Annotated in this window: 31 protein-coding genes; 14 read left to right on the top strand and 17 right to left on the bottom strand. The window is 72.8% G+C overall.

Annotated features, from left to right (window positions below; genetic code table 11):
* A partial coding sequence (locus DN069_RS28860; protein ID WP_165845685.1) for a PAS domain-containing protein occupies positions 1 to 575 on the bottom strand: 575 nt, incomplete at its 3' end.
* 268 nt (positions 576 to 843) lie between these two features.
* On the opposite strand from DN069_RS28860, the gene DN069_RS28855 reads away from it, so the two are divergent.
* Together DN069_RS28855 and DN069_RS28850 are read left to right on the top strand one after the other, a co-directional pair.
* A complete protein-coding gene (locus DN069_RS28855) occupies positions 844 to 1842 on the top strand; it encodes a rod shape-determining protein (protein WP_165845684.1) in 999 nt (332 codons plus the stop codon).
* Between the two features lie 85 nt (positions 1843 to 1927).
* Positions 1928 to 2863, top strand: a complete 936-nt coding sequence (locus DN069_RS28850; RefSeq protein ID WP_165845683.1) for a helix-turn-helix domain-containing protein — start codon at positions 1928 to 1930, stop codon at positions 2861 to 2863.
* 230 nt (positions 2864 to 3093) lie between these two features.
* On the opposite strand, the gene DN069_RS28845 is transcribed toward DN069_RS28850, so the two are convergent.
* The 6 genes from DN069_RS28845 to DN069_RS28820 form a co-directional block, all read right to left on the bottom strand.
* Positions 3094 to 3555 carry a MarR family winged helix-turn-helix transcriptional regulator gene (locus DN069_RS28845; RefSeq protein WP_111505876.1) on the bottom strand — a complete coding sequence of 154 codons (462 nt, stop codon included), beginning with the start codon at positions 3553 to 3555 and terminating at the stop codon, positions 3094 to 3096.
* Entirely contained in the window at positions 3552 to 4004 is a 453-nt protein-coding gene (locus DN069_RS28840) for an SRPBCC family protein (RefSeq protein WP_111505874.1), read from the bottom strand. The genes DN069_RS28845 and DN069_RS28840 overlap by 4 nt, the downstream gene beginning before the upstream one ends.
* 17 nt (positions 4005 to 4021) lie before the next feature.
* The gene (locus tag DN069_RS28835) at positions 4022 to 4966 is read right to left on the bottom strand and encodes an AraC family transcriptional regulator (protein ID WP_111505872.1); all 945 of its coding nucleotides are present in this window, start codon (positions 4964 to 4966) and stop codon (positions 4022 to 4024) included.
* 48 nt (positions 4967 to 5014) lie between these two features.
* Positions 5015 to 5938, bottom strand: a complete 924-nt coding sequence (locus tag DN069_RS28830; RefSeq protein WP_111505870.1) for an NADP-dependent oxidoreductase — start codon at positions 5936 to 5938, stop codon at positions 5015 to 5017.
* Between the two features lie 160 nt (positions 5939 to 6098).
* The gene (locus DN069_RS28825) at positions 6099 to 6959 is read right to left on the bottom strand and encodes a maleylpyruvate isomerase N-terminal domain-containing protein (protein WP_111505868.1); all 861 of its coding nucleotides are present in this window, start codon (positions 6957 to 6959) and stop codon (positions 6099 to 6101) included.
* A gap of 104 nt (positions 6960 to 7063) precedes the next feature.
* Positions 7064 to 7999, bottom strand: coding sequence for a hypothetical protein (locus DN069_RS28820; RefSeq protein WP_133260069.1), 936 nt, complete (start codon positions 7997 to 7999; stop codon positions 7064 to 7066).
* A gap of 361 nt (positions 8000 to 8360) precedes the next feature.
* Here DN069_RS28820 and DN069_RS28815 point away from each other — a divergent pair, with 361 nt between their 5' ends.
* The 5 genes from DN069_RS28815 (at position 8361) to DN069_RS28795 (ending at position 13533) form a co-directional block, all read left to right on the top strand.
* Positions 8361 to 9482, top strand: a complete 1122-nt coding sequence (locus tag DN069_RS28815; protein WP_111505886.1) for a substrate-binding domain-containing protein — start codon at positions 8361 to 8363, stop codon at positions 9480 to 9482.
* On the top strand, positions 9479 to 10303 hold the full coding sequence (locus DN069_RS28810) for an ATP-binding cassette domain-containing protein (RefSeq protein ID WP_111505864.1): 825 nt from the start codon (positions 9479 to 9481) through the stop codon (positions 10301 to 10303). The genes DN069_RS28815 and DN069_RS28810 overlap by 4 nt, the downstream gene beginning before the upstream one ends.
* Positions 10304 to 10368: 65 nt before the next feature.
* On the top strand, positions 10369 to 11643 hold the full coding sequence (locus DN069_RS28805; RefSeq protein WP_111505884.1) for a sugar ABC transporter permease: 1275 nt from the start codon (positions 10369 to 10371) through the stop codon (positions 11641 to 11643).
* Between the two features lie 78 nt (positions 11644 to 11721).
* Positions 11722 to 13176, top strand: a complete 1455-nt coding sequence (locus DN069_RS28800) for a protein kinase domain-containing protein (protein ID WP_111505863.1) — start codon at positions 11722 to 11724, stop codon at positions 13174 to 13176.
* A 9-nt stretch (positions 13177 to 13185) separates the two neighbouring features.
* Positions 13186 to 13533 carry a VOC family protein gene (locus tag DN069_RS28795; RefSeq protein ID WP_111505862.1) on the top strand — a complete coding sequence of 116 codons (348 nt, stop codon included), beginning with the start codon at positions 13186 to 13188 and terminating at the stop codon, positions 13531 to 13533.
* 18 nt (positions 13534 to 13551) lie between these two features.
* Here the strand turns inward: DN069_RS28795 and DN069_RS28790 are convergent, their stop codons facing one another.
* Complete coding sequence (locus DN069_RS28790) at positions 13552 to 14433, bottom strand: hypothetical protein (protein ID WP_111505860.1); 882 nt, start codon at positions 14431 to 14433, stop codon at positions 13552 to 13554.
* Positions 14434 to 14687: 254 nt separating this feature from the next.
* Here DN069_RS28790 and DN069_RS28785 point away from each other — a divergent pair, with 254 nt between their 5' ends.
* A complete protein-coding gene (locus DN069_RS28785; protein ID WP_111505858.1) occupies positions 14688 to 15428 on the top strand; it encodes a hypothetical protein in 741 nt (246 codons plus the stop codon).
* 10 nt (positions 15429 to 15438) lie between these two features.
* Here the strand turns inward: DN069_RS28785 and DN069_RS28780 are convergent, their stop codons facing one another.
* Both DN069_RS28780 and DN069_RS28775 read right to left on the bottom strand, forming a co-directional pair.
* Entirely contained in the window at positions 15439 to 15642 is a 204-nt protein-coding gene (locus DN069_RS28780; RefSeq protein WP_111505856.1) for a DUF6126 family protein, read from the bottom strand.
* Positions 15635 to 16243 (bottom strand): helix-turn-helix domain-containing protein, encoded by a 609-nt coding sequence (locus DN069_RS28775; RefSeq protein WP_111505854.1) that lies wholly within the window; start codon positions 16241 to 16243, stop codon positions 15635 to 15637. Before DN069_RS28775 ends, DN069_RS28780 begins: the two co-directional genes overlap by 8 nt.
* A 159-nt stretch (positions 16244 to 16402) precedes the next feature.
* Here DN069_RS28775 and DN069_RS28770 point away from each other — a divergent pair, with 159 nt between their 5' ends.
* Complete coding sequence (locus DN069_RS28770) at positions 16403 to 18847, top strand: SpoIIE family protein phosphatase (RefSeq protein ID WP_111505852.1); 2445 nt, start codon at positions 16403 to 16405, stop codon at positions 18845 to 18847.
* Here DN069_RS28770 and DN069_RS28765 read toward each other — a convergent pair.
* Positions 18832 to 19242: a DUF3224 domain-containing protein gene (locus DN069_RS28765; protein ID WP_111505850.1), complete on the bottom strand. Its 411-nt coding sequence runs from the start codon at positions 19240 to 19242 to the stop codon at positions 18832 to 18834. The genes DN069_RS28770 and DN069_RS28765 overlap by 16 nt on opposite strands.
* Positions 19243 to 19363: 121 nt before the next feature.
* Here DN069_RS28765 and DN069_RS28760 point away from each other — a divergent pair, with 121 nt between their 5' ends.
* On the top strand, positions 19364 to 20107 hold the full coding sequence (locus DN069_RS28760) for a Mut7-C RNAse domain-containing protein (RefSeq protein ID WP_111505848.1): 744 nt from the start codon (positions 19364 to 19366) through the stop codon (positions 20105 to 20107).
* 118 nt (positions 20108 to 20225) lie between these two features.
* The gene (locus DN069_RS28755; protein WP_111505846.1) at positions 20226 to 20549 is read left to right on the top strand and encodes a nuclear transport factor 2 family protein; all 324 of its coding nucleotides are present in this window, start codon (positions 20226 to 20228) and stop codon (positions 20547 to 20549) included.
* Between the two features lie 29 nt (positions 20550 to 20578).
* Here DN069_RS28755 and DN069_RS28750 read toward each other — a convergent pair whose 3' ends face one another.
* Together DN069_RS28750 and DN069_RS39550 are read right to left on the bottom strand one after the other, a co-directional pair.
* The gene (locus DN069_RS28750; protein WP_243639854.1) at positions 20579 to 21037 is read right to left on the bottom strand and encodes a universal stress protein; all 459 of its coding nucleotides are present in this window, start codon (positions 21035 to 21037) and stop codon (positions 20579 to 20581) included.
* A 90-nt stretch (positions 21038 to 21127) separates the two neighbouring features.
* Complete coding sequence (locus tag DN069_RS39550; RefSeq protein WP_133260068.1) at positions 21128 to 21319, bottom strand: hypothetical protein; 192 nt, start codon at positions 21317 to 21319, stop codon at positions 21128 to 21130.
* Here DN069_RS39550 and DN069_RS28745 point away from each other — a divergent pair.
* A complete protein-coding gene (locus tag DN069_RS28745) occupies positions 21318 to 22469 on the top strand; it encodes an NAD(P)-binding domain-containing protein (protein WP_111505844.1) in 1152 nt (383 codons plus the stop codon). The genes DN069_RS39550 and DN069_RS28745 overlap by 2 nt on opposite strands.
* A gap of 3 nt (positions 22470 to 22472) precedes the next feature.
* Here DN069_RS28745 and DN069_RS28740 read toward each other — a convergent pair whose 3' ends face one another.
* The 3 genes from DN069_RS28740 to DN069_RS28730 all read right to left on the bottom strand — a co-directional run bounded on the left by DN069_RS28740 (position 22473) and on the right by DN069_RS28730 (position 25204).
* The gene (locus DN069_RS28740; protein WP_165845686.1) at positions 22473 to 23450 is read right to left on the bottom strand and encodes a DMT family transporter; all 978 of its coding nucleotides are present in this window, start codon (positions 23448 to 23450) and stop codon (positions 22473 to 22475) included.
* 186 nt (positions 23451 to 23636) lie between these two features.
* Complete coding sequence (gene lgt / locus DN069_RS28735; protein WP_111505842.1) at positions 23637 to 24626, bottom strand: prolipoprotein diacylglyceryl transferase; 990 nt, start codon at positions 24624 to 24626, stop codon at positions 23637 to 23639.
* A gap of 164 nt (positions 24627 to 24790) precedes the next feature.
* Positions 24791 to 25204, bottom strand: coding sequence for an organic hydroperoxide resistance protein (locus DN069_RS28730; RefSeq protein WP_111505840.1), 414 nt, complete (start codon positions 25202 to 25204; stop codon positions 24791 to 24793).
* Between the two features lie 105 nt (positions 25205 to 25309).
* On the opposite strand from DN069_RS28730, the gene DN069_RS28725 reads away from it, so the two are divergent.
* Positions 25310 to 25786, top strand: a complete 477-nt coding sequence (locus tag DN069_RS28725) for a MarR family winged helix-turn-helix transcriptional regulator (protein ID WP_111505838.1) — start codon at positions 25310 to 25312, stop codon at positions 25784 to 25786.
* Positions 25787 to 25848: 62 nt separating this feature from the next.
* Positions 25849 to 26058, top strand: a complete 210-nt coding sequence (locus DN069_RS28720) for a DUF5302 domain-containing protein (protein ID WP_207892300.1) — start codon at positions 25849 to 25851, stop codon at positions 26056 to 26058.
* Between the two features lie 201 nt (positions 26059 to 26259).
* On the opposite strand, the gene DN069_RS28715 is transcribed toward DN069_RS28720, so the two are convergent.
* A partial coding sequence (locus tag DN069_RS28715) for a 2Fe-2S iron-sulfur cluster-binding protein (protein WP_133260067.1) occupies positions 26260 to 26475 on the bottom strand: 216 nt, incomplete at its 5' end.

The following is a 26475-nucleotide window of genomic DNA, read 5'->3' as shown; positions in this document are numbered from 1 at the left end:
AGCAGGTCGACGCTGACGAAGTCGGCGAAGACCGGGACGGTGACGTCGACCAGGTCCTGCGCGGTGCGCGTCACGTCGAGTGAGGCGCCGATGCCGGAGGTCGCGGCGTTCAGCAGGCTGAGCCGCTGCCGCGCGGCGAACTGCTCGGTGAAGTCGACGGCGGTGAGCGCCACCGCCTCCAGCTGTCCGTCCGCGCCCCGGACCGGGGTGTAACGCACCTGCCAGGCCTGCGTCTCCGACTCCCCCGGGGCGCGCACGTAGGTCTCCAGTGTCTGCGGGATCCCGGTCGCGCCGACCTCCCGGATCAGACGGGTGGACTCCTCGAAGACGGAGGAGTCCACCAGGTTGATCGGCCCGTTGTCCCCCCGCTGCAGCGCGGTGGGGAGCCGCCCGTGCAGCTCCGTCTCGGCGAGCCCGGCCAGCTCGGTCATCGCGTCGTTGATCCGCAGCAGGCGTCCGTCCGGCGCGCAGAGCATCCAGGGCACCGACGCCTGGTCGAACGCTCGCTCGGTCAGCGAGCCGGAGGCTGGGGAGGGGCCGTCGCCGGAAGGCTCCTCGGGGCGCGCTGCGGACATGACCCGATCATCACGCGGCCGGACGTGCGACGCCACTGTTCGGCCGCCGGTGGTTCCGCCGATCAGCCGCGCGAGCCCCCTGCCTCCCTCGTTCAGCGCCCCCGGGATGCAGGGACGGCGTGGCGGCCGCTGGATGGAGAGGAGCACCGCATCTGATGACCGGTCAGCTGTCCCGCCGACCGGCCCTCCCGGAGCCGCTCCCAGGCCGTAGTAGTCGCGGAACAGCAGAAGAAGAGGGGTCGTTGTGAGCAATGCCGTCAGTCGCGCCGTGGCCGATCGTCTGATCGCCCTGGACCTGGGCACCTCCCGGGTCCGGGTCTGGCGTCCCCGCCAGGGCGTCGTCTTCGACGAGCCGTCAGTGGTGGCCTACGACCTCAACCGGGGGGTCGCCTTCGCCTTCGGCGAGAACGCCCAGAAGATGACCGGCCGGACCCCACCGGGCATGGACACGGTCAGTCCGATCCACGCCGGCGCGGTGACCGACTTCGAGGCGGCCCGGGTGCTGGCCCGCCACGCGATGGACACCGCCCGACCGGGCCGCTTCGCACTGCGCCCGACCGTGGCGACGGCAGTGCCCGTCGAGAGCCGCGGCATCCACCTGAAGGCGCTGGACCAGGCCGTGCTGCAGGCGGGCGCGGCCCGCACGGTGACCGTGCCGGCGCCGCTGGCGGCCGCGGTCGGCGCGGGCGTGGAGATCGACCGCGAAAGCGGCAGCATGGTCGTCGACCTGGGCGCCGGCACCGTCGACATGGCCGTCTTCGCCTTCGGACGGATCGTCAGCGCGACCTCGCTCGGCGTCGCCGGCCTGGCGCTCGACCGCGCGCTGGCCGGCTGGGCGCGCCGGCAGCACCGGATCGACCTCGGCCCGGTCGCGGCCGAGCAGCTGCGCATCGCCGCCGGACACCCCGAGGCGGAGTCGGTGGAGGTGAAGGGCCGGCGCACCGAGTACGGGACGCCGGTGGTGGCGCGCTTCACCGCGGCCGAGGTGCACGACGCCGTGCTGCCGGTGGTCGAGGCGATGGTCCAGGGCATGGGCAGCCTGCTCACCCGCTGCCCGACCGAGCTGAGCGCCGACATCACCGACCACGGGGTGGTGCTGACCGGCGGCGGTGCCCGCGACGTGTGGCTCTGCCACCAGCTGGAGTGCCGCCTCGGCCTGCCGGTGCGCGCCGCCGAGAACCCGGAGAACTGCACCGCCCAGGGGCTCGGCCTGCTCGCCACCTCCACGCGCGGCACCGCCCATGTCGAGGCGTTCAGCCCCGTCTGACCAGGCGTCCGATGGATGTGATGATCATGTGTGCCGCTTGTGGGAGACTGTTGCGTCCCCCTCAAACGGAAGCGAGAGAACGACCGTGCGCGCGAACTGGCGGCCGATACCGGACCATGTATGCGGCGACTACCGGCGGCTGACGCTGGAGTTGCGCGCCATCAAGGACCGCAGCGGGCTGTCGCTCACTCAGATCGGCGCACGCACCCACTACAGCAAGGCGTCCTGGGAGCGTTGGTTCAACGGCAAGCGGCTGATCACCGAGCACGCGCTGGAGAGTCTCGCGATCACGGTCGACGAGAACGCCCGCCTGCTCAAGCCGCTGCTGGAGCAGGCGCTGCGCGAGGCCGAGGGCGCCGCCGCGGCCGAGCCCGGCACCCCCGGCGTCGGGCTCGCGGAGCACGTCCCGCCGCAGGCCACGGCGCCGGCGTTGGAGTCGCTCGCGGAAGCGGAGGACGCGCCCCCACTCACGGTCGTCGGGCGCGAGCCGGCGACGCCCCGGCCCGAGAGCCGGCGACGTCACCTGCGCACCGCGCTGGTCTCCGTCTGCTCGGCGCTGGTCGGGGCCGCCGTCGGCGCCTACGTCGCCGCGCCCGGCAGCGGCGAGAGCGGCAGCACGGGCCAGAGCGTCGTCTCGCACCCGCCGGTGACCGCGGCCTCCTTCGCCGCGCCCTGCGCCGGCATCGGCTGCGCGGGCAAGGACCCGCAGTCCACGGGCTGCGTCAAGGACGACCGGACGCTGATCACCGACCATGTCGGCACGATCATCATCTATCTCCACTACAGCGCCCGCTGCCACGCCGCCTGGGGCGCGCTGACCAACGCGGAGCCCGGCGACTTCGCCACGATCATCACCACCAACGGCGACCAGGAGAAGGCCCTGGTCCACTGGGGCTACGACAACTACTCGATGATGGTCGACGCGAGCGACCCGAGCATCGGCCTCAAGGTCTGCGGCGTCCCGCTGGCCCACCAGCGCGACTCCGTGTGCACGCCGGAGCTGAACGCGCCCGCCTCGTGAGCGGGAGCGGTGGCGTCCGGGCAGCCCCCCGTGCCGCCCGGACGCCCCGCTCCGTGGACAACTCTGCACGGCCCGCGGAGCGCAGCACGCCACTTGACGTCCCATGAGACGATCACTCCCCCGTCTCACGCCTCTGACCTGCGGTTTGAGACGCGGACCACGGACAGTCGGGGACGCCCGCAAGCCCTCCTGGCGCCGGTCGGCACTGGTAGACGCCGGGCGACGCCCGCTCAGCGCGCGGCCAGGAGCCGGAGTGCACGGGTGAACTCGCGCGACGCCTCGCCGCCCTGCTCGCCCAGGGCGGCGAAGAACTCGGCGTCGCACCCCTCGACCGCCATGACCGCCCGATTGGCCAGTGCCCGCCCCTCCACGGTCACCTCGAGCGCCCGCGCCCGCTTGTCGTGCGGGTGCGGCAGCCGGGCGACCAGCCCTTGGCCCTCCAGAGCGCGCAGCACCTGGGAGGTCATCATCGGATCGGTCGCAGCCCGGTCCGCCAGGGCCTTCTGCGTCACCGGCCCCGCTGCGCCCAGGTGCGTGAGCGCCGCCAGGAGCACGAACTGCACATGTGTCAGGCCGTAGGGCCTGAGCGCCGCCCGCTGCGCGGCCTGCCACCGGTTGGTCACCTGCCACAGCAGGAGCCCGGGGCTGTCCTCGGCGGAGGCGAAGCGCGTCTGCAGGCCCTCCTGGCTCACGCGGCCTCCGCCGGGTCGTGCCCGACGGCCGCGCCCGCCTCGGCGGCGACCGCCAGGGCGGCGAGGTCCCGGTCGAGCGAAGCCGCGATGCCCTTGCCGAGGACCACGTTCCAGAGCCGGGCCAGCGGACCCGTCAGCGTGACCGTCACGGTGACCTCGCTGCCGCCGTCGGCCGTCGGCGTGACCACGTGACGGAAGGTCAGCCGCGCGCCTGCCAGCAGCGAGACGTCGGTGAAGACACGGTCGGAGAGTTCGGTGATGACGAACTTCGTCTTCGGCCCGCCCCTGGGCTTCAGCACGCCCCGGCCGCCGGTTGCGAACGGGCCGTCCAGCCGGACCCACTCGGTGTCGGCGTTCCACTCGGGCCAGGTGGCCATGTCGGCCCAGCGGCCGAAGAAGGCGGACGGAGCAGCGGTGGAGATCCTCGTCGTGGTGCCGATCGTCGTCATGTATTTAGTATGCGCGCTTAGTTGTTTGCCGTCAACAGTTCCCGTCGGTAGACGCCCGGCGCGCGACCGTACTCGCGCTTGAACGCCTTCCCGAAGGCGAACTCGCTGCCGTAGCCGGTCCGCGCCGCGACCGCGCTGAGCGGCAGATCGCCCTCGCGGAGCAGGGCGGCCGCCCGCGTCATCCGCCACCGCGTCAGGTAGGCGAGCGGCGGCTCGCCGATCATCGTGGTGAAGCGGCGGGCGAAGGCCGCGCGGGAGAGCCCGGCGACCTCGGCGAGCGACTGGACCGTCCAGCCCTCGGCCGGATCGGCGTGCATCGCGGCGAGGACCGGCGCGACGCCCGGGTCGGTGAGGGCCGCGATCCAGCCGTGCGCCTCGGCCGGCGGCTGCTCGTCCAGCCAGGCGCGCAGGATGTAGAGCAGCAGCGAGTCGATCAGGGCGGGCACGATCCCGTCCGAGCCGATGCGCGGGCGCTCCAGCTCCGCCGAGAGCAGCTGCACGGCGGCGGCCAGCTCCGGGTACCTCCCGGCCCGGGCCGGGAGGTGGATCACCGGCGGGAAGTGCGCCAGCATCGGGTGCGGCCGCACCTGGTCCAGGTGGTAGTTGCCGCAGAGCAGGCTCGCCGCCGCGCCGTCCCCGCCGACCCGCACCCGGCCGATCGGCGTGGCCTCCTCCACCCGCTCCGGGGACGGCGTCTCCGGCGGCGTGGCGGGATCGTCCGCGAGCACGTGCTCGGTCCCGTCCCGCAGGAACACCACGTCCCCGGGACCGAGCGCGATCGGCGCGTAGCTGTGGCTGCTGTCGTCCGCCGGCAGCAGCCAGCACGTCCCGTACAGCACGACGTGGAATCCCGCGCCCGCCACCGGCGGCAGCCGCAGCCCCCAGGGCGCCCGCCCGTCGGTCCGCACGGACGCGGGCTTCGCGGTCCGCATGGAGGCGAGCGCCTCGGTGAGGATGTCCATGGACCTGCTCCGTTTCTGCCCGGGCCGAACCCCGCGCCGGCGGCACGCTCAGACTGTCAGCACGATCTTGCCCTGGACGTGCCCCGTGGCCACGGCCTCGTGCGCCTTGCCGGCGTCCGCGAGGTCGAAAGTGTGCTGCACGAAGGGCTTCAGCCGGCCCGCGTCCACGAGCGCGGCGATCGCCTCCAGCGCGGCGTAGTCCGGCTCGACCGAGACGCCCTTGAAGCGGTAGCCCGCCGCCCGCACCCGCTCGGCGACCTCCGGGGCGCCGTGCTCCAGCAGGCTGACCAGGGTGCCGCCGGGACGCAGCACCGGGAGCAGGTGCTCGGCCTGCGCGGTGGAGTCGAGCACGACGTCGATGTCGCGGACCGTCGCGGCCACGTCGACGGAGCGGTAGTCGACGACCTCGTCCGCGCCCAGCCCGGTGAGGAACTCCCGCCGCTCCTCGCTGGCCACGGCGACGACGTAGGCGCCCTGTGCCTTGGCGATCTGCACGGCCAGGTGGCCGACGCCGCCCGCGCCGCGCTCGACCAGGACGCGGTCGCCCGGCTTCAACCCGGTGCCGTCCACCAGGCCCTGCCAGGCCGTCAGCGCGGCCAGTGGCAGCGCCGCGGCGTGGACGTGGTCGATCGTGGCGGGCTTGCGGGCGAGCTGCCGCGAGGGCGCCGCGACGTACTCGGCGTAGCCGGAGGCGGCCCGCGGGAAGAAGGGCATCCCGTAGACCTCCTCGCCCACCTCGTAGCGCGCGCCCGGCCCGGCCTCGACGACCTCGCCGGAGATGTCCCAGCCGAGCACGAACGGCGGCTCCCCCAGCAGCGGGAAGGCACCGGAGCGGACCGCGAGGTCGACGGGGTTGACGCCGCTGGCCCGCACCCGCACCAGGACCTCCCCCGACAGCGGCTTCGGCCGCTCGGCGGTCACCACCTCGAGCACCTCGGGACCGCCGAAGGACTGCTGGATCACTGCACGCATCGTTCTCTCTCCCCACGGTTCGCGCCGACGTGTTCGTCGACGTGATCCACGTTAGGGAGACGGAGCGAGACGCTGAATGGCCCAGAGTCTCTCTCGCATGTCCGTGCGTCCACGCTGCCGCAGTCTCGGCATCAGAGGTGGGGCATTCAGGGCGGAGGCGTCAGACCCGCAGGAAGAGCGTGTGGAAGGTCGGCCCGAGCCACGGGCGGCGGCCGAAGGCGAAGGCGCCGCCGGTGGCCATCGCCCGCCACAGCGGACGGCGGGAGAAGCCGGTGTGCAGCGCGGCCGCGCCGGTCAGGGAGATGACGCAGTCGACCGGCTCGCCCGAGCCGGACGCGCCGGCGGGCTCGGCCCGGCAACGGCCGTCGGCGATCCGCAGCACGAAGGGGCGGCCACCGCGGATCCGCACCTCGAAGCCGAGCCGCCGGTCCCCCACCCGCTTCGCGTCGAAGAGCAGCGGCATCATCGTGCTCATCACCGTGGGGACCGCGGCGGCGGCCGCGTCGTCGGCGATGCGCGCCCGTCGGCCCAGCGCGCGGTCGAGGTCGTAGCCGTGGACGAGCGACTCGGTCACGGAGAGGGCGGCCAGCGAGCCGACCGGCATGGTCGCACCGGGCCCGTACCAGGGTGTGGCGCGGCGGGCGGTGAGGTCGATGCCCGGGTGCAGCGCGTCCAGCAGGTCCCGGGCGCCCGCGCGCAGCACGTCCGCGGCCTCGTCGCCCGTGGCGAAGCGGACGGTGGCCACCCGCTCCCGGTTCGCGGCGGTGACGGTCTCCCGCAGCACCTCGCCGCCTTCGGTGGCGCCGCCGTCCGCGTCCGGCGCGTGCTCGCCGCGCACCACGCCCGCGAACAGCTCGTAGACGGAGCTGAGATGCGAGGCCAGCTCCCCCACGGTCCAGTCCAGCCCCGGGACCTGACGGTCCAGTGGGGCGGCGTCGCCGCGCAGCGCGTCGGCGAGGCGGGCGCTCTCGCGCCCGAGGACGGCGCGCAGCAGGTCCAGGTCCGGTTCCACAGTCGTCACGTTCGGCGAGTCTGCTGCTCCCGGACAGTCCCGTCAAGACCATCCACCATGGACTGTCGCGCGCGGTGGCCGGGCCTGCGGGCCCGGCCACCGCGCGCTCCGCGTCAGCCCTTCGTCACACAGGCGTTGGCCTGGTTGGACCACAGGCCCTGCAGATCGAAGGTGCCGGTGCTCAGCGGCACGTAGGCGTCGAGGTTCTCGCACTCGTCGCCGATCTCGCCGTTGCGGCCGTTCCAGCCGACGCTCGGCCAGAAGTCGGTGACCGTCTCCGCGTACTCGTGGGTCTCGGTCGACTCGATGCCGGAGAGCAGCCGTCCGTCGGTGAGCGTCGTGCAGGCGCCGGCACCGAGGTCGGGCACATAGGGGAGGTTGGTGTAGGCGAGGGTGCCGTAGCTGCTGGACGTCTTGTCGTGCCAGGCACAGAAGTTGGAGTTCGGGAAGTTGTCCGGGTGGGTCCCGGTCGCCGAGACGACGACGTACTGGGCGTTGAGGTTGGGCGCCTGGGTGGTGTTGCCGAAGTGCGAGGCGGCGTTCGCGGCCTCCGCCGCGATCTGCGCGGTGGTCGCACTGGACGGCGCGGCGGCGGCATTGTCGAACCAGACGCCCGCGAGCGGGCTGGCGGCGGGGTGGGTGACGTGGGTGCCCTTGGTCCCGCAGTTCGTGGTGCCGCTGGCGACGCCCTCGCAGTACTGGGAGAGGATCGTCCCCCAGGTGTCGGCGCTGCCGTACAGGCCCTGGAACATCTTCTGCAGGTCCGGCGCCACCCCGGCCGGGTCGCTGGACCACTGCGAACCCCAGAACACCAGGTACACCTGCGGCGTCGGGGACACCACGCCCTGGGTCCCGCTGGACCGCACGCTCAGGGTGTTCCGGCTGCCGGCGGTCGTGGCGACATGCACGGCCCCCCGCGAGATCGCCTTCTCGCCGTAGTGCCCAGCGCTCCCCGCAGCAGGCGCCGCGCTCGCCCCGGTGGCGAGTCCGGCCGCCCCCAGGGCGGCGAGTGAGACAGCGACAAGACTGCGGGCGACGTTTCCGGGCATGCGTATGCGCACAGTGATCCCCTCGGGGGTCGGTCACCTGGAGTTCAGCCACGACGTGGCCAACGGGGAAACTAACGGCCCGACAGGTGTCATGTCTACGGCGCGAGCGGCGAATGACGGCAGAATTTACACACGATGACGCCAAATCACGGACAACCTGCGGTGTCACCCCGTTCTCACCGGAAAACCAGCCCCCAACGAACCCCACCCAGGGATCGCCATGCACCTGATTAGTCCGAACGGTCGATTCCTTACCCGGTTACCGGTGTCCGGAGAGCCGCTTGCGCGCGCGGGGACTTGAATCAGAAGTGCCGTATTGCGTCCAAAACCCCGCAGGTCGTCCCAGGAAGGCCGTCACGTGATCAAGCACCCTCTCAAGCGCGCCGCCACAGCCACCGCCGTCGTCTCGCTGGTTCTGGCCGCGGCCGCGTGCGGGAAGGCGGGGAGTTCCTCGTCTTCCTCCTCCCCGTCCGCGGGTGGTGGCGGGGGTTCGGCGGCCAGTGCCACCGGAAGCATCGGGCTGCTGCTGCCCGAGAACACCACGACCCGCTACGAGCAGTTCGACAAGCCCTACTTCGAGGCCAAGGTCAAGGCGCTCGCGCCCAACGTCGAGATCAAGTACGCGAACGCGGGCGGAAGCGCGCAGACGCAGGCCCAGCAGGCCACCACGATGATCAACTCCGGCGTCAAGGTGCTCGTCGTCGACGCCCAGGACTCCGCACAGATCAAGTCCTCCGTCGAGGCCGCCAAGGCCAAGGGCATCAAGGTCGTCGCCTACGACCGCCTCGCCCAGGGCCCGGTCAACGCCTACGTGTCGTTCGACAACGTCAAGGTCGGCCACCTCCAGGGCACCGGCCTGCTGTCCGTCCTGGGTTCCAAGGCCACACCGTCCGCGAAGATCGTCGAGATCGACGGCGACTCGGCCGACCCGAACGCCGCCGACTTCAAGTCCGGCTTCCAGAGCGCGGTCAAGGGCCATGTCGACATCGCCTACGACGCCTCCGGCCTGTGGCAGCCGACCGTCGCCGCGCAGAAGGCGACGGCCGCGATCAACCAGCTCGGCGCCTCGAACATCGCGGCGTTCTACTCGGCCAACGACGGCATGGCGTCCGGCATCGCCACCTCCATGAAGAACGCCGGGCTCAGCCACCTGCCGCTCACCGGCCAGGACGCCCAGCTCGACGCGATCCAGCGGATCGTCGCCGGCACCCAGTCGTTCACCATCTACAAGGCCTACAAGCCCGAGGCCGAGGCGGCCGCCGAGCTCGCCGTGAACATGCTCACCGGTGCGCCGATCACCTCGATCGCGACCTCGACCAAGGTGAACGGCTCCGGCAACACCGTCTCGTCCGACCTGCTGACCCCGGTCCTGGTCAACACCTCCAACATCAAGACCACCGTCGTCCAGGACGGCCTCTACACCGTCGCCCAGATCTGCACCCCGGACTTCGCGGCCGCCTGCAAGTCCGCTGGTCTGTCGTGACCAACCCCCTCGCAGGCTCGTACGCCCCGGCCTCGGCCGACGGCGAACCGGTCCTGGCCCTGCGCGGCGTCTCCAAGCGGTTCGGCGCCGTGCAGGCTCTCTCCGACGTGGAGTTGGAGGTGCACCCGGGCGAGGTGGTGGCCCTGGTCGGCGACAACGGCGCCGGCAAGTCCACCGTGGTCAAGGCCATCGCCGGCGTGCACCCCATCGACGACGGGCAGATGGAGTGGGAGGGGCGGGCGGTCACCGTGCACCGCCCGCAGGACTCCCAGCACCTGGGCATCGCCACCGTCTACCAGGACCTCGCCCTGGCGGACAACCTCGACGTGGTCGCCAACCTCTTTCTCGGCCGGGAGATCACGACGTACGGCACCCTCGACGAGGTGGCCATGGAGAAGCGCGCCCAGGAGCTGCTGGACACGCTCTCCATCCGCATCCCGAGCGTGCGCATCCCGGTGGCGAGCCTCTCGGGCGGTCAGCGCCAGGTGGTCGCGATCGCCCGCTCGCTGATCGGTGACCCGAAGGTCGTCATCCTGGACGAGCCGACGGCCGCCCTCGGCGTCGAGCAGACCGCGCAGGTTCTCGACCTGGTCGAGCGGCTGCGCGAGCGTGGCCTCGGCGTCATCCTGATCAGCCACAACATGGCGGACGTGTCCGCGGTGGCGGACACGGTCGCGGTCCTGCGCCTCGGGCGGAACAACGGCACCTTCCCGATGCGCGGCACCACGCAGGAGACCATCATCGCCGCGATCACCGGCGCCACGGACAACGCGGTGACCCGCCGCGCGGCGCGCACACCGCGTTCGGAAGGAGAGGTGTGAGCACACCCCCCACTCCCCCCTCCGGCTCGCCGGACCCGAGCGGTCCGCTCGGCGAGTTCAACCCGCTGGAGCCGCCACCCGGCATCGACCCGACGCCGGGCGCGGCCGTGGCGCCGCCCGTCGACCCGCGGCTGCTGGTCCGTCAGGAGGGCCTGCGCGGGTATCTCGACGAGTTCAAGCGCAAGGTGCGCGGCGGTGAGCTGGGCTCGCTGCCGGTCGTCATCGGCCTGATCGTCATCTGGCTGATCTTCAGTCTGAAGAACAGCCAGTACTTCACCGCCGCCAACGCCGAGTTCATCGCCTACTACATGGTCGGCCTCGGCATGCTCGCCACGGGCCTGGTCTTCGTGCTGCTGCTCGGCGAGATCGACCTCTCGGTCGGCTCGGTCAGCGGCCTGGCGGCGGCCATCTACGCCGTGCTGTCGGTGACGCACCACTGGAACGCCTGGCTGGCGGTCGTCATCACCCTGCTTTCGGGCATGGTCATCGGCGGCCTCCAGGGCTGGATCTTCGCGAAGATCGGCGTGCCGGCCTTCGTGGTCACCCTGGCGGGCTTCCTGGCCTGGCAGGGCGTCATGCTCTGGCTGCTGGGCTCGACCGGAACGATCAACCTCGAACCCAAGGCCCTGAACGCGCTCTTCTCCGGGAACTCGTTCTTCCTGGGCGGCCAGATCTTCGGCGCCTACCTGCTGGCGATCATCGCGACGGTCGGCTTCGGGGCGAGCCTCTTCCTGCAGCAGCGCCGCCGCAAGGCGGCCGGCGTTCCGTCCCGGCCCACCGGCGAGCTGATCGCCCGGACGGTACTGCTGGCGATCCCGGTGTTCCTGGTGGCCTGGATCCTGAACAAGGCGACCGGTGTGCCGAACAACCTGGTCATCTTCCTGGCCCTGCTGGTGATCTGCGACTTCGTACTGCGGCGCACCACCTACGGCCGCAAGGTCTTCTCGGTCGGCGGCAACATCGAGGCGAGCCGGCGTGCCGGTATCAGCGTGCCGATGGTGCGCATCTCGGTGTACGCGATCTCCGGCACCTTCGCCGCGCTCGGCGGTCTGGCCATCGCGGCCACCACCAACGCGGCCGGCCAGGCGGGCGCCGACCCGAACAACCTGATGATGGCCATCGCCGCGGCCGTCATCGGCGGCACCTCGCTGTTCGGTGGCCGAGGCCGGGTCTGGTCGGCCCTGCTCGGCATCATGGTCATCGAGTCCATCAACGCCGGGCTGTTCATGCTCGGCCTGACCCTGGACATCCAGTACATGATCACCGGTGGCGTCCTGCTCGCCGCGGTGATCGTCGACTCGCTGTCCCGCCGCACCCAGAAGTCCTCCGGGCGCGCCTGACGGCTGCTCGGCGACCGCTGGCCCGGTTCTCTGCGGGGATCACATGATTCCCACAAAGAGCCGGGCCAGCATCGCGTCGTGGACACCCTGCAGCCCCCCGCCCTCGGCGACCGCTACCTGCTCTGCGAACTGCTCGGCAGCGGCGGTATGGCCGAGGTCTACCGCGCTCGCGACCTGCGCCTGGACCGCACCGTCGCGGTCAAGGTGCTGCGCCCCGAACTCGCCGCCGACCCGGTGCAGCGCGTGCGCTTCGGCCGCGAGGCACGCGCCGCCGCCTCCCTCAACCACCCGGCCATCGTCGCGGTCTTCGACTCGGGCGAGGGCGCCGGGCCGCACCTCGACCTGCCCTACCTCGTCATGGAGTACCTGCCGGGCCGCACGCTCGGCCAGGTCCTCGCCGAGGACGGCCCGCTGCCCCCGCGTCAGGCGCTGCGCGTGGTCGCGGAGATCCTGGACGCGCTCGACCACGCCCACCGGCACGGCATGGTCCACCGCGACGTGAAGCCCGCCAACGTGATGGTGGTCGACGACGGCTCCGTCGCGGTCAAGCTGATGGACTTCGGCATCGCCCGCAGCCTCGGGCACGGTGCGGCCGCCGCCGAGCAGGCGCTGACCGCCGCCGGCATGGTCATCGGCACGGCCGACTACCTCTCCCCCGAACAGGCGCGCGGCGAGGCCGCCGACGCGCGCAGCGACCTCTACGCCGTGGGCTGTCTGCTCCACGAACTGCTGACGGGCGCCCTGCCGCTGACGGCGGGGACACCGCTGGACACGGTCTGGCGCCGCCTGCACGAGGATCCCGAGCCGCCGTCCCTGCTCGCCCCGTCGCTGCCGCCCGAGGTCGACGCCCTGGTGCTGCGAGCACTCGCCCGCGACCCGTCCGAGCGCTACCCGGACGCCTCCTCGATGCACGCGGCGGCCCGCGCCCTCGCCGACGCCGAACCGGCCACGCTCCCCACCCCGCGCCACGCGCCGACGCTGGTCGAGCTGCCGGCGCTCGCGCCGGGCACGGACGCAACCCTCCGCTTCCTCCCACCCTCGGCCGCCGACCCGCAGGACCCAACCGTCGTGCGGAACGCTCCGGCCGCGCGCAGCGCGGAGGACGCCACGCACACGGACGACGCTTCCCTCGCGCCGAGCGCGGGGAGCGTCGCGGGGTCGGCTCCTCGGTCGCGGCGGACGCGCCGCCCGCGGCGGCGGTTGGTCGTGGCGACGATCGGGACCGTCGCCGTGGCCGCGATGGTGTCCGTCGGAGGATGGATCGCGTCCAGTGCGACGCCGACACCCGCCGGGAGCGCGCACGCGCTGCCGAGGCTGACCGGGCAGAGTCTGTCCCGGGCCCGGCACGAGCTGCAGGTCCTCGGCCTGCACCTCGGCCGGGTCTCGCCCGGCTCCTGCCAAGGGACCAGGGCCGCGCCGCGGACCGTCTGCACCCAGTCCCCCGCCGTCGGGACGGTGCTCCAGCGGGGCGCGGCGGTGGACGTGTCCGTCTCCCGCCCGTCCGGGATTGCCGCCGGGGGCGGAGCGCCGTAGCGTCGAGACGTGATCAATGGTGCGCATGTGGTGATCTACAGCAGCGACGCCGAGGCCGACCGCGCGTTCTTCCGCGACGTGCTCGGCATGCCCTCGGTCGACGCCGGGCGCGGCTGGCTGATCTTCCAGGCCCCGCCCGCGGAGATCGCCTTCCACCCGACCTCGTCCGTCCACTCGCACGAACTGATGCTGATGTGCGAGGACCTGATGGGGACCATGGCCGAGCTGCAGGCGAAGGGCGTGGAGTTCACCCGCCCGGTGGAGCAGCTCAACTGGGGGCTGCTCACCGGGCTGCGGCTGCCCGGCGGGGGCGACCTGGCCCTCTACGAGCCGAGCCATCCCCGCGCGAACGGTTGAGCCGGCGGCGCCGGCCGGTCACTCGAGATCGGCGACCCGGTGCATGCCGAGCAGCGCGTGCGGGGTGCCGCTCTTGGCGTCGGGGATGAAGCAGAGCAGCGCGTAGGAGCCGGCCCTCGCGTGGAACGACAGCAGCTGGAAGCGACCCGGTGACTGGGCCGCGAGCCCGCGCGCAGCCGTCTCCGCGAAGGGGTTCGTCTTCAGCTTGTCGGCGAAGAACAGGGTCAGGTCCCGGTTGGTGACGCCCGGATTCACCCGCTCGAAGGTCAGCTCGTGGATCTCGTCGGCCTGGTTGCGGACCAGGAAGGTACTGCCGACCCGCAGCCGGTCGGGCGCGCGGAAGCGCGGACCCCTCGTCTCGACCTGGTCGACGACCGCACTGAAGAGCGGCACGCCGCCGACGAACGGGCCCTTGACGTCCAGCCGGTGGAAGACCGGGGTGGGGGCGTTCGGAAGGAAGAACTGGGTGAAGTCGAAGAACCAGTAGGTGCCCTTGCTGAGCGGGACAGTGGCCTCGACCTCGGTGCTCGGCTCCACGATCGCTCCGCCGACGAGAGTCGCGTCGCGCTGGGTGGCCTGGATGCCGGCCGCGGCGGTCTTCTTGTTGATCGCCTCGCGGATGTCGGCGAGGATCTGCGCCTGGCTCACGCCCTTGTGCAGCTGGAGGCCCTGCAGCTGGTGGCCGGTGGTGTCCTTGGTGCTGACCTCGAAGGTCACGAAGCCGGCGTGGGTCTCCTTCGGGAGGGCGAACCCCGCGTTCGTCATCTTGACGTCGATGCTGTTTCGGACGGGCTTGTCCGGGGTGGCCGCCCGGGCGGCGGGTCCGGCGACGAGCGCCGGGCCGACGAGAGCCACGGCGGCCGTGGTGATCGCAGCAGCGAGCTTGGTCGGTCTCAGCATGCGGCGTCCTCTTTTCGGTTTCCGAGGGGACGGTCCGCTGCCCTGATCGCGCGGCGGCCCCGCGACCATGCTCCGACCGCCCTCGGCGCCGGAGACTCACGCCACCTCCGTCTCCACGCCGATTCGCCCGAAAGGGCGGCCGGACACAGGGCGGGTCCTCCCTTCTGACACCGCATCGCCTGGCGTGGATCACCCAGGCCGGCCTGAGTACGAACGCCCTGTTCGCACGCCTGCCCGCGCTCCAGGATCGAACCATGGGTGCTTTTCTGGGGATCGTCGTGGTCGGCGCGGCCGTCGTCGCCGTACTGCTGCACTTCGTCGCGCACGTGTCGACGTCGGTGCTGCTCGGCTTCGGCGCGGGCGCGCTGTGCCTGCTCTGGCTCGCGGTGCTGCTGACGGTCCCGTGGAACCTGTACTTCCAGGCGCGGACGGCCCGTCAGGAGATCACGGAGGGACGGGCGGCCGGGCTGGAGATCGCCGCGGGCCGCGAGCAGGACGCCGACCGGATCTCCCGCCGCCTGCTGCGCGCGGCGCTCGGCGCGCACCTGGTCTCCGCCGTGGTGGTCGCCCTTGTGGCCGCGGTCTCGGGCCAGGCCGTCGGCTACTGGTTCTGCGTGTTCTACCTGCTCGCCACGGTGCTCCGCCCGGGAGAGGCGTGGCTGCGCCATCTGCGCGCCCGGATCGGCGTGCTGCGCGAGGAGGCGAGCTTCCCGCGCGACGACATCATCGCCCTGAAGGCCCGCCTCGACACCGCGGAATCGGGGGTCGCCAGCCTCGACACCGAGACCCGTCGGCTGGCCCTCGAACTCGACGGCCTGGCCGTTCTGGTGCGGCAGCGCGACGACCAGCTGGAGGCCCGGATCCACGCCCTGGGCCGCAAGTTCGAGGACACCCTCGGCAGCCTCACCGACAACCAGGAGGTCATCAACGGCCTCCGCGCCTTCCTCCGGCTGCTGCGCGAGGACCGCGGCGCGGACGCCCCGCAGCGCGGCTGACGACGCAGCGTCAGCCGCGGTGCATGGCCGTGTAGAAGAGCAGCATCGCGAAGCCCGCGAAGATGTGCAGCCCGATCACGTAGATGAAGACGCGGATGTTGACCCGGCGCTCGGTGACCCGCGCGCCGTCCTCGACGGGGCCGGCCGGGATGACCGGGGCGGGCGCGGGGCCGGCGGGAAGGGAGCCGGCGGGGATGGGTCCGTGGTCAGCCAAGGCACAACTCCGAGGTCGGGCTCTGCAGCAGCGTGTGCAGGAAGAGCAGATCGGTGCCGGACGGCGTGTCCGCCGCCAGGCGGTGGGGGCGCATGGAGTCGAAGTGGGCGGAGTCGCCCGGCTCCAGCAGGTGGCGCTCACGGTCGAGGTGGAGCACGAGGCGGCCGCTGAGCACGTAGAGCCACTCCTCGCCCGGGTGCACCCGGACCACCGCGTCCTGGACGGTGGGCGGCACATGGACGCGAAGCGCCTGCATCGCCCGGCCAGGCGCGCCGGCCGGACGGTAGGTCCAGCCCCCGGCGACGCTCGGCTCCGCGACGGCCCCACGGACGACCACGGCGGGCGCCGTGGCGGCCTCCCCGAGCAGGACGTCGAGGGGAACGGCGTAAGCTCGGGAGAGGCCCAGCAGGACCGGCAGGGAGGGTTGCCGTTTGGCGGTCTCCAGCCGGGACAGATGGGCCGGGGAGAGACCGACGCGCGCGGCGGCGGCCTCCAGGGTCAGGCCGCTGCGCCGGCGGCGCTCGCGGAGGCGGGCTCCCAGGCCCGGGAGGTCCGCGGGCAGGAGTTCCGGGCCGGTGGCTTCGGAGGCGTCTGCGTCCATGGCTTCAGTGCACACCCCCTTGATCCGAGAGGCAAGATTCTTGCCCCTGTGGCAAATACGTGCGGGGGCGGGCCAGTGATCGCAGCGGTCGCCGCGACCTGAGGGGGCATCGGGCCGTAGGGTGATCAGACAAGTCCGTAGTCGAAGGGGCCCCTACTGATGGCGAGCGCATCGGACCCGGTCGCGCGCTCCGCGGCCGCGCCTCCGGCAGCGCAGCCCGGCTCACCGGCCTCGGGCGAGCAGCTGACCGCGGCGGTGCTGGCCTCGCTCGGCATCGGAACGTGGCGCTGGAACCGCGGCGAGGGCCTCCTCGAGGCCGACACGCGCACCCGCGAGCTGCTCGGGCTCCCCCTCGACGGACCGAGGCCCAACGCCGCCACCATCCGCGCCCGGCTGCACGGCGAGGACTTCGTCCGACTGAGCGCCATCGCCCAGCTCAGCGCGAGCGAGCAGCGCCCGAGCGAGATCCGCGTCCGCCTGGTCTCGCCCGACGGTCGCCTGCTGCGCACCCTCCATCTGCAGATATCCCCCGGCCCTGCGGGCAGCCCCTACACCCTGCAGGGCACCGTCCTGGACGGCGGGCGCTGCACCCCCGCCGGGCACCCGAGCGCGGCGCCCGGCGCCCGCGCTCAACAGCCGGACGGCTCCGGCCTCCCCCCGGACGAGGGCTCAGCCCCGGCAGACGCCCAGATCGCCACGGAGGGTTGGGGCTCCGTCCCCACCCCGACCGACCTCACGCCCGGCACCGCCGCCGACGCCTGGGCCGACGCCCCCGGCAGCGACGCCGCGCCGCGGACGGAGCCGCCGCCGGCACCGCAACGCTCCGCCACGCCCGGCGAGACGGAGGAGCGCGCCCGTCGGCAGATCCAGGCGCTCAACTCCCTGCCCGCGACCGCGCCGCGCCTGCCTGCCGCGGACCTGCGCCGCTCCCGGGAGGCCTTCCTGCTGGACGCGGGCCGCGCCCTCGCCGAGGCCGGCACCACCAGCGAGGTGCTGCGCGTCGCCGCGACCCTGGCCATGCCGGGCTTCTCCCCCGACGCGCAGGCCGTGTTCGGCGTGGAGGGAACCGTGCTCACCGTCGTCGGCCAGCACGGCCACACCCCCGACCAGACCCAGCCCTTCGAGATGCCGCTGGACACCGAGTACCCGGCCGCACAGGTGGCGCGGACCGGCCGGGCCATCTACCTCTCCTCGCCCGCCGAGTACCAGCGCCGCTTCCCCGCCACCTGGCCGCTGGCCGAGCAGTTCCACCGCCGCTCCTGGGCGTTCCTGCCGCTGGTCACCGCGGGCCGCACCACCGGCGCCTGGCTGGCGGCGTTCGAGACGCCCGTGGAGTTCACCCCCGACGAGCGCGCGGTGCTCTCCACCGTGGCCCGGATGCTCTCCCAGGCCCTGGAACGCGCCCACACCAACGAGGCGGAACGCGCGCTCTCGCGCGGGCTTCGCCGCAGCATGGGCAATTCGGCGCGCGAGATCGACGGCCTGACGGTGACCGCCCGCTACGTCCCCACCGGCGGGGGCCTGCTCGTCGGCGGCGACTGGTACGACGCCATCGACCTGCCCGGCGGCCGGATCGCGCTGGTCGTGGGCGACGTGCAGGGTCACGACGTGCACGCCGCCGGGGTGATGAGCCGGCTGCGCACGGCCGTGCACGCCTACGCCGTCGAGGGCCACCGGCCCGACGCCGTGCTCTCCCGTGCCTCCAGGTTTCTCGCGAGCCTGGACGAGGACCGCTTCGCCACCTGCCTCTACATCGAGGCCGATCCGGCGCGCGGGCGGCTGGAGATCGCCCGCGCCGGTCACCCGCACCCGGTGCTGCGGATGACCGACGGCACCTGCGTGATCCGGCACGTCGACGGCGGGCTGCCGCTCGGCCTCGCCCCAGACGGCGAGGACTACCCCGTCACCGCACTGGACCTGCAGGTCGGCGAGGTGCTGATGGTCTGCACCGACGGCCTGATCGAGACCGGCGGACACGACATGTTCAGCGGCTGGGTCCGCGTCAGGGACGTGATGGCCCCCGGCCCGGCCGCCGATCTGGAGGGCATGGCCGACGGGCTGATCCGCGCCGTCCACGGCCCCGACTCACACCGCGACGCGGGGCGCCTGGCCGACCGCCGCGAGGACGACATCGCCCTGCTGCTGCTCCGCCGCGACGCGATGGACGGTGCGCCCAAACCCGTCGGCCGCCGCGTGGTGGTGACCGTCGGTCAGGGCCAGCCCGCCCGCATCGCCTCGGCCCGGCGCGAGCTGCGCGGCATCCTGCAGGACTGGAACAGCACCGAGGCGGCGGACGCGGCCGTGCTGCTCGTCTCCGAGCTGCTCACCAACGTGCTGCTGCACACCGACCAGGAGGGCGCGCTGCTGGCCGAACTCTCCGGCGCACCGGGCGAACGGCGGCTGCGCATCGAGGTCTCGGACGGCAGCGACGAACTGCCGCACCTGCGCTCCCCGGGCGAGATGGCCTCCAACGGACGCGGCCTGGTGCTGCTGGACCTGCTCGCGGACCGGTGGGGCGTGCGCCCCAGCGGCGAGGGCAAGGTCGTCTGGTTCGAGATGAGCGAGAAGAAGCAGGACCGCCGCGAGGATCAGTCGAGCGTGTAGTCGAGCCAGATCCGGTGGGTGTTGTCGGCGTCGACCGTCAGCCCGCCCGTTCCGGCGATACCGGTCAGCTCCCCCGTGCCGCTGCCGGGCACGAGCACGAAGAACTCGTCGTGCCGGCTGGTGCCGTCCGTGCTCGCGGAGTGCGCGAAGTTGAACGTGCCGGATCGGCCGCCGACCGTGCCCTCGAAGGACTCCATGGCGAGATAGGTGCCGACACCGCTGCCGATGTCGTAGGCGGCGGTGAACAAGGTCTCGGAGCGCCCGGCGATCTCGCCCGCGAAGTGCTTCTCCATGGTGGACACACCGGTGGCCAGGGCGGTGTCGACCTTGCCCGAGAGCTGCTCGGCCGCGACTGGCTCCATGCTGACGACGGCAAAGGTGGCGTTGGCTCGCATGCCGTACACGCTAGCCACGCCCACTGACAGCCGGGCCGGAACCGGACACGCGAAAGCAAACGAAAGGAAGCGAAAGGGAAAGCGCTGGCCTTGATCACGGCGCGGGTGCCATGCTGGCCGCGTGGACGGACCGGAGATCATCGTCAGTTTCGCCCCCGAGCTGCACGTCTTCGTCACCGCGGCGCGGCGCGCCGCGGAGGGCGCGACGGTGCGCACCGACGGGTCGTCCACCCTCGGGCACGTCGTCGAGTCGCTCGGCGTCCCCCTCACCGAGGTCGGCGGCCTCACCGTCGACGGGCGCCCGAGCGACACCGCGCACGTGCCGGCGGCCGGGGAGCGGATCGAGGTCTCGCCCGTCGTCCGCCCGCAGGCGCTGCCCGGCCCGGCCCGGTTCCTGCTCGACGTCCACCTCGGCACCCTGGCCCGGCGGCTGCGGCTGCTCGGCGTGGACGCCGCCTACGAGCGGCTCGACATCGGCGACGCGGCGCTGGCCGCACAGTCCGCGCGCGAGCAGCGGGTGATGCTGTCGCGCGACCGCGGCCTGCTGCACCGCCGCGAGCTGTGGGCCGGGGCGTACGTCTACAGCCACCGGCCCGAGGAGCAACTGACCGACGTGCTGGAGCGGTTCGCGCCCCCGCTGGCGCCGTGGACCCGCTGCACCGCCTGCAACGGCGTGCTGCGCCCGGCGACGCTGGAGGAGGTCCGCCCGCAGCTGCGCGCCGGTACCGAGCGCTCCTACGACACCTTCGCGCTCTGCGCCGACTGCGGTCAGGCGTACTGGCGCGGGGCGCACCAGGACGGCCTGAACGACATCGTCGCGGACGCCCTGCGTCGCGCGGAGGCCGCAGGACAGCCGCAGGCATGAACCGTCCCACCGAACCCACCGCCGACCCCGGCGCCCTGCCCCCGCGTCACCGCCCCCGTTGCCCTGAACGGCCGTCCGCGCGCTGCGGCGACGGACCGACGGGTGTTCGCTGGAGGGCATGACCATTGCCACCGCGAAGCTGTCCGACCCCATCGTCCGCCGCGTCGTCGAGGCGATCAACGCCCACGACCGGACCGCCTTCCTCGGCCTGCTGACCTCGGACGCCACCATGTCCGACGACGGCTCGGACCGGAACCTGCAGGAGTGGATCGACCGCGAGATCTTCGACGCCGGCGGCCGGATGGACGTCCAGCGGGAGTCCGACGGCGGCCACACCCTGCTGGCCCGCTTCCGCAACGACACCTGGGGCGAGATGAGCACCGTCTGGCGCTTCGACGTCGAGGACGGCCACGTGCGCCGCTTCGAGACCGGCCAGGCCTGAGCGCGCCACCCGACTGCCCGGCCCCGGGATCAGCTCTCCGCGCCGGTGCGGACGATCAGCACCGAGCACGGCGCGTACTGCGCCAGGTGCGTGCTGACCGACCCCAGCATGATCCCCCTGAACCCGCCGTAGCCGCGGCTGCCGACCACCAGCAGCGCGGCGTCCTGGGCGGCGTCCAGCAGCACCTGTGTCGGGCTGCCCTGGACCACACGCTTGCGGATCCGCGGGTGCGGCCCCGGACCCGCCGCCGCCTCGACGGCCACGTCGAGCCGGTGCTCGGCCTGCTCCTCGAAGGTCAGCCCCTCCTGGCCCGGCAGCGGCTCCGGCACGGAGAAGATGCTCGGCCACTCCCACGCCAGCACGGCGTGCACCAGGCTGTCCGTCAGCTCCGCCTGCCGGATCGCGGCCCGCAGCGCCTCGGCGGCGTGCTGCGATCCGTCCACGCCCACCACGATCACGTCGGGCACCTGCGAGGCGCTGCTGGCCACGGGCTTTCCTCCCAGTTCGTCCCCGCCTGTCCGTCCACGCACGGCCACCGTCTCATCCCGTCCGGGCGCGCGCCCGACGCAACACGCCGCTCAGCGCCGCCGGCTCTCTCCGTACTCGCGCCACTTCTCGCCCGTCTCCCGGCCGCGCTGCTCGGCCTCCCGGCCGATGTCCCGGCCCCGGTCCGCCGCGTCGCGCAGCGGGCTCGGCGGACCGCTGGGCGTGGGGGGTGTGTCGGGCGGGGCCGAGGGGCGGGAAGTTCGCGCCCTGCGCCGATGTTTCATGAGCGTGAGTGTTGAGACTGCAACAAACATCGAGGCGGTCATCATCGGCGCCGGGCAGGCCGGGCTGTCCGCCGCCCACCACCTGCGGCGGCGCGGCCTGCGGCCGTTCGACGACTTCGTCGTCCTGGACGCCGACTCCGCGCCCGGCGGCGCCTGGCAGCACCGGCCGCCGTCGCTGACGATGGCCATGGTGCACGGCTTCCACGAGCTGCCCGACGCTCCGCTCCCGCCGCTCGCGCCGCAGCTCGCCGCCCGGGACGTGCTGCCGGGCTACTTCGCGGCCTACGAGCGCGACCACGAGCTCCCCGTGCTGCGTCCGGTCACGGTGAGCTCGGTGCGCCCCGAGAGCGCCGAACCCCACGCCCGACTGCTGGTCGAGAGCGATCGAGGCCGCTGGGCCACTCGCGCGGTGATCAACGCGACCGGCACCTGGACCCGGCCCTTCGTGCCACGTTACCCGGGCGCCGAGCGCTTCCGCGGGCGCATGCTGCACAGCTCCGCGTACCTCGGCCCGGAGGAGTTCCGCGGCCAGAAGGTGCTGGTCGTGGGCGGCGGGGCGTCGGCCGTCCAGATCCTCGCGGACACGGCCGCGATCGCGGCGACCCTCTGGGTCACCCGCACACCCCCGGTCTTCCGCGACGATCCGTTCGTTCCCGAGGAGCTCGGCCGCGCCGCCGTCGCCATGGTCGAGGAACGGGTCCGTGCGGGCCTGCCGCCCCGCAGCGTGGTCTCGGTGACCGGCCTGCCGCCCTCCCCCGCGCTGCTGCGCGCCCGCGAACTGGACACACTGCACCGCCTGCCGATGTTCGACCGGATCACCGAGACCGGCGTGGTCTGGGCCGACGGACGCGCCGAGGCGGTCGACGTCATCGTCTGGGCCACCGGCTTCCGTGCCGCCATCGGCCACCTCACCCCGCTCGGTCTGCGCGAGCCCGGCGGCGGCATCCGCATGGACGGCACCCAGGCGGCCCGCGACCCCCGGGTGCACCTGGTCGGCTACGGCCCCTCGGCCAGCACGATCGGCGCCAACCGGGCCGGCCGGGCGGCCGCCGTCGCGGTGGACAGGTATCTGAAGGCCACGGCTGCGACGTCACCCGCCGTCACGAGGAGGGCCGACGAGGACAGGACCCTCGTCGGCGTCCCGGCCTGAGGTTCAGCCGTTCGGTGGCGCCGCGCTCCCCGCGTGCGCCGCCGGGTCGGGGCGGCCGCCCTCCCCCGGGTCCCGCACCGGATTTCCCTGCGGGCCCGCACCGCCGCCCTTGATCTGCGCATCCTCCTCCATCGGCTGTATCTGCAGCCGGGAGAGCCCGATCGCGCCGAGGGCCACCAGCAGCACGCCGATGATCTGCGGGATCAGCCACCAGCCCACGCGCACGCTCTCGTTGTAGAGCGTCACGCCCAGCGACAGGCTGACCAGCGCGTCGCCGAGCGTCAGCGCGGGCTGCGAGGCGACCAGCGGACCGGCCTGCATGGCGTTCTCCAGCAGGAACAGCGCGCAGACGCCCACGGCCGCGAAGCCGTAGGTCTGCCAGGCGGTGAAGAACGCGGCCACGCCCTGGTGGTCGAGGGTGTCGGTGGCGGACTTCATCAGCGCGGCGGTCAGCGCGTAGCCGATGGCCGCGGCAAGACCGAGGCAGACGGCACGCGCGCCGCCGACGGGGCGGCGCAAGGCGGCGGCACAGAGCACGATCATCGCGCCGCCGCAGCTGGCCAGCGCCAGCACCCAGAGGCCGACCTCCGGCTGCGGGGATCCGCCGCTCGGGGCGGCGGCGGCCAGCGCCATGCCCAGGCCGACCACGAGGCAGGCCACCCAGATCCACGCCAGGGTCGGCATCCGGCGGCGGAAGACCAGACCGCCGATCATCAGGGCGGCCGGGAGTTCCAGCACGAAGATCGGCTGGACGACGGCCAATGGTCCGGTGGCGAGCGCCAGCCCCTGGAAGACGGCGGCGAAGACGACGCCGAGTATCCCGAAGAGCCACACGGGCGTGCGCAGCAGGTCCCACATCAGCCCGAGCCGGAAGCCCTGCGAGCGCGGCACGATCAGCGCCGCGCGCCGCTGCAGCACAGTGCCCAAGGCGTTGCTGAACGCGGCGCACACCGCGAACACCACCGACAGCACCGCTGTCACAGACACGTCGCTCCCACGGTTGAGCCCCCCTCGCTCACCGGCCGGACACGCCGACCGGCCACCGGCTGGACCGATTGATCGGTTCTGAGGGCATGCTACCCACGGAAACGCCGAAAGCCCCGGCGAACGGGGCTGTCCGGCGGCGTCCGGCCATGTCGGACGCGGGTTGGGTCAGGCGCGCGGCCTTCAGGCGTGCTGCTTCGGCCCCGCGCCGGCCGAGCCGCTCGCCGTGGAACCGCTGGCCGTGGAGCCGTTCGGGGCGGCCGAGCCCCCGTCCTCGCCCGGCTCCTCACCGTCGGCGGCGGCCTCCGGCTCGGTCTGCGTCACGGAGGCGGAGTCGTCGGTCGGCGGTTCGATCCGGGACGCGCCGATCGGGTTCTCGGGCGCCGGCTTGTTGCGGGTCAGGAAGAGGTAGACCACGCCCGCGACGAAGAGCAGCAGCGCGGTCCAGTCGTTGAGCCGCATCCCGAGGAAGCGGTTGGCGTGGTCGCTGCGCAGGGCCTCGGTCCAGAACCGGCCCAGCGTGTAACCGGAGACGTACAGGGCGAAGAGCCGCCCGTTGTGCATGCTCCAGCGGCGGTCCGCGTAGAGCAGCACGAAGACGATGAGCAGGTCCCACAGCGACTCGTACAGGAACGTCGGCTGGAAGACGCCGTGGACCACGGTGCCGTCGGGGTTGGTCTTGTTGATCTCCAGACCCCACGGCAGCTTGGTGGGGTTGCCGTAGAGCTCCTGGTTGAACCAGTTGCCCCAGCGGCCGATGGCCTGAGCCAGGATCAGGCCGGGGGCGAGCGCGTCGGCGAAGCCGCTCAGCGGGATGCCCTTGCGGCGGCAGCCGATCCAGGCGCCGACGGCGCCGAGCGCGACCGCGCCCCAGATGCCGAGGCCGCCGTCCCAGATGTACAGGGCGCGGATCGGCTGCTCCCCGGCCTTGAAGTACAGCTCCGGGTCGGTGATCACGTGGTACAGCCGGCCACCGACGATCCCGAAGGGGACCGCCCACAGCGAGACGTCGAAGACGTCCTCCGGATTGCCGCCGAGCTTGATCCAGCGCTTGCGGGTCAGCCAGATGGCGGCGGCGATCCCGAGGAGGATGCACAGCGCGTACGCGCGGATCGGCACGGGGCCCAGGTGCCACACGCCCTGCGACGGGCTGGGAATGTACGCGAGTTCCATCGGGGCCGCTTCCCTCGAGACCGGGCGGGCGACCGCGCCCGAACGCACGGGGCCCGCAGCTACTGCGGGCCCCACCCTACATGCGCGTTCGGCCTTGATCGCCGCTGCGCGACCGGTCGTTTCGCCGCGCTTCCAGTCTGCCCCCGGGCGACCTGCCCGACCGCCTACTCGACGACGAGCTCGACCTCGATGTTCCCGCGGGTCGCGTTGGAGTACGGGCAGACCTGGTGCGCGCGCTCGACCAGGCCGTGGCCGGTCTCGTTCTGCAGCGCGTCCGGCAGCTCGACGCGCAGCACGACGGCCAGACCGAAGCCGCCGTCGCCGTTGGCGCCGATGGTCACCTCGGCGGTCACCGAGGCCTCGCTGGTGTCGATCTTGGCGGCTCGGCCGACGACGCCCAGCGCGCTGGCGAAGCAGGCCGCGTAGCCCGCGGCGAAGAGCTGCTCCGGGTTGGTGCCGGCGCCGTTGCCACCGAGCGCCGGCGGCATCGCGAGGGCGAGGTCCAGGATGCCGTCGGAGCTGACGGCGCGGCCCTCGCGCCCGTTGGCGGTGGCGACAGCGGTGTACAGAGCGTTCATGGTGGCGATGCCTCGTCTCGTTCCGTGGGAGCTTGGCTGGTTTCTTGCAAGCAATATAAGAGCACACAATTCAGTTGCGCACAACTCAATAGTAGACTGGTGAGCATGACCGCGACCCAGCCGACCACCACCGACGCCGAGAACCTGCTCCGCCTCGAGCACCAGGTCTGCTTCGCCCTGCACAACGCGACGCGCGCCTTCGGTGCGGTCTACCGCGACGCGCTGAAGGATCTGGGGCTCACCTACCCCCAGTACCTCGCGATGATGGCCCTGTGGGAGCACGACGAGCTCAGCGTCAAGCGCCTCGGTGAGCTGCTGCGCCTCGACTCCGGCACGCTCTCACCGCTCCTGAAGCGGCTGGAGTCCGCGGGCCTGGTCAAGCGCGAGCGCAGCGCGCTCGACGAGCGCTCCGTCCTCGTCAGCGTCACCGCGGCGGGCACGGCGCTGCGGGAGCGGGCCACGGACGTCCCGCTGACGGTGGCGGCCCGCACCGGCCTCGACCGCGAGGGCATGAGCGAACTGCGGACCCTGCTCGACCGCCTGACGGACCGGCTCGACGCCGGGCCCGCACAGGAATGTTGATCGCGGGGGCGGCGCATGACATGACACACTGTCATCGCACCCCACACACGATGGAGGCACCCATGACGGACCAAGCCGCGTCCCCCGCAGGCGACGACGCCGAACACAGCGGTCCGGAGGACGACCTCAAGCGCAAGTTCCGCGAGGCGCTGGCGCGCCGCCGCGGCCCCCAGGCCGACGCGGCCGGCAGCCGCAGCGGCGACCAGTCCAAGATCCACGGCACCCACGCCAAGTCCGGCGGCCAACGCAACTTCCGCCGCAAGAGCGGCTGACGCCGCGGATCGATCCGCCCCCGCGCCCAGTTGCACTCACCCCAGGGGCGCGGGGCCGCACCGACCCGCGCCTCCGGCGCGGGGAACTGCGCGACAAGCCACCCTGAGAGGTAGAGCCGCGCAGGTTCAGGGCCATGCGTTCGTCAGTGGTTCCTCGCGCCCCTGGGTAGTGCAACAACCCGCGCGAGCTGGAGTGCTGCTCTACGAGTCGAAGTCGAGGACGACCCGCTCCGTCACCGGCTCCGACTGGCACGTCAGCACGTACCCCGCGTCCAACTCCGCGTCCTCGAGGGCGAAGTTGCGCCGCATGCGGACCTCGCCGTCGCAGACGAGGGCGCGGCAGGTGCCGCAGACGCCGCCCTTGCAGGCGAAGGGGAGGTCGGGGCGGGAGCGCTGGGCGGCGTCGAGGATGGTGGC

This window comes from Streptacidiphilus pinicola, assembly GCF_003258295.1.
GTDB classification, from domain to species: Bacteria; Actinomycetota; Actinomycetes; order Streptomycetales; family Streptomycetaceae; genus Streptacidiphilus; species Streptacidiphilus pinicola.
The sequence above is the reverse complement of the archived record's forward strand: the minus strand, read 5'-3'. Positions and strand labels throughout refer to the sequence as shown.

Excerpts from the sequence above, each read along its gene's own strand:
- DN069_RS28840 (WP_111505874.1), bottom strand. The coding sequence starts at position 4,004 with ATGACGACGATCGGCACCACGACGAGGATCTCCACCGCTGCTCCGTCC.
- DN069_RS28835 (WP_111505872.1), bottom strand. The coding sequence starts at position 4,966 with ATGGACATCCTCACCGAGGCGCTCGCCTCCATGCGGACCGCGAAGCCC.
- DN069_RS28830 (WP_111505870.1), bottom strand. The coding sequence starts at position 5,938 with ATGCGTGCAGTGATCCAGCAGTCCTTCGGCGGTCCCGAGGTGCTCGAG.
- DN069_RS28820 (WP_133260069.1), bottom strand. The coding sequence starts at position 7,999 with ATGCCCGGAAACGTCGCCCGCAGTCTTGTCGCTGTCTCACTCGCCGCC.
- DN069_RS28790 (WP_111505860.1), bottom strand. The coding sequence starts at position 14,433 with ATGCTGAGACCGACCAAGCTCGCTGCTGCGATCACCACGGCCGCCGTG.
- DN069_RS28785 (WP_111505858.1), top strand. The coding sequence starts at position 14,688 with ATGGGTGCTTTTCTGGGGATCGTCGTGGTCGGCGCGGCCGTCGTCGCC.
- DN069_RS28775 (WP_111505854.1), bottom strand. The coding sequence starts at position 16,243 with ATGGACGCAGACGCCTCCGAAGCCACCGGCCCGGAACTCCTGCCCGCG.
- DN069_RS28770 (WP_111505852.1), top strand. The coding sequence starts at position 16,403 with ATGGCGAGCGCATCGGACCCGGTCGCGCGCTCCGCGGCCGCGCCTCCG.
- DN069_RS28765 (WP_111505850.1), bottom strand. The coding sequence starts at position 19,242 with ATGCGAGCCAACGCCACCTTTGCCGTCGTCAGCATGGAGCCAGTCGCG.
- DN069_RS28755 (WP_111505846.1), top strand. The coding sequence starts at position 20,226 with ATGACCATTGCCACCGCGAAGCTGTCCGACCCCATCGTCCGCCGCGTC.
- DN069_RS28745 (WP_111505844.1), top strand. The coding sequence starts at position 21,318 with ATGAGCGTGAGTGTTGAGACTGCAACAAACATCGAGGCGGTCATCATC.
- DN069_RS39550 (WP_133260068.1), bottom strand. The coding sequence starts at position 21,319 with ATGAAACATCGGCGCAGGGCGCGAACTTCCCGCCCCTCGGCCCCGCCC.
- lgt (WP_111505842.1), bottom strand. The coding sequence starts at position 24,626 with ATGGAACTCGCGTACATTCCCAGCCCGTCGCAGGGCGTGTGGCACCTG.
- DN069_RS28730 (WP_111505840.1), bottom strand. The coding sequence starts at position 25,204 with ATGAACGCTCTGTACACCGCTGTCGCCACCGCCAACGGGCGCGAGGGC.
- DN069_RS28725 (WP_111505838.1), top strand. The coding sequence starts at position 25,310 with ATGACCGCGACCCAGCCGACCACCACCGACGCCGAGAACCTGCTCCGC.
- DN069_RS28720 (WP_207892300.1), top strand. The coding sequence starts at position 25,849 with ATGACGGACCAAGCCGCGTCCCCCGCAGGCGACGACGCCGAACACAGC.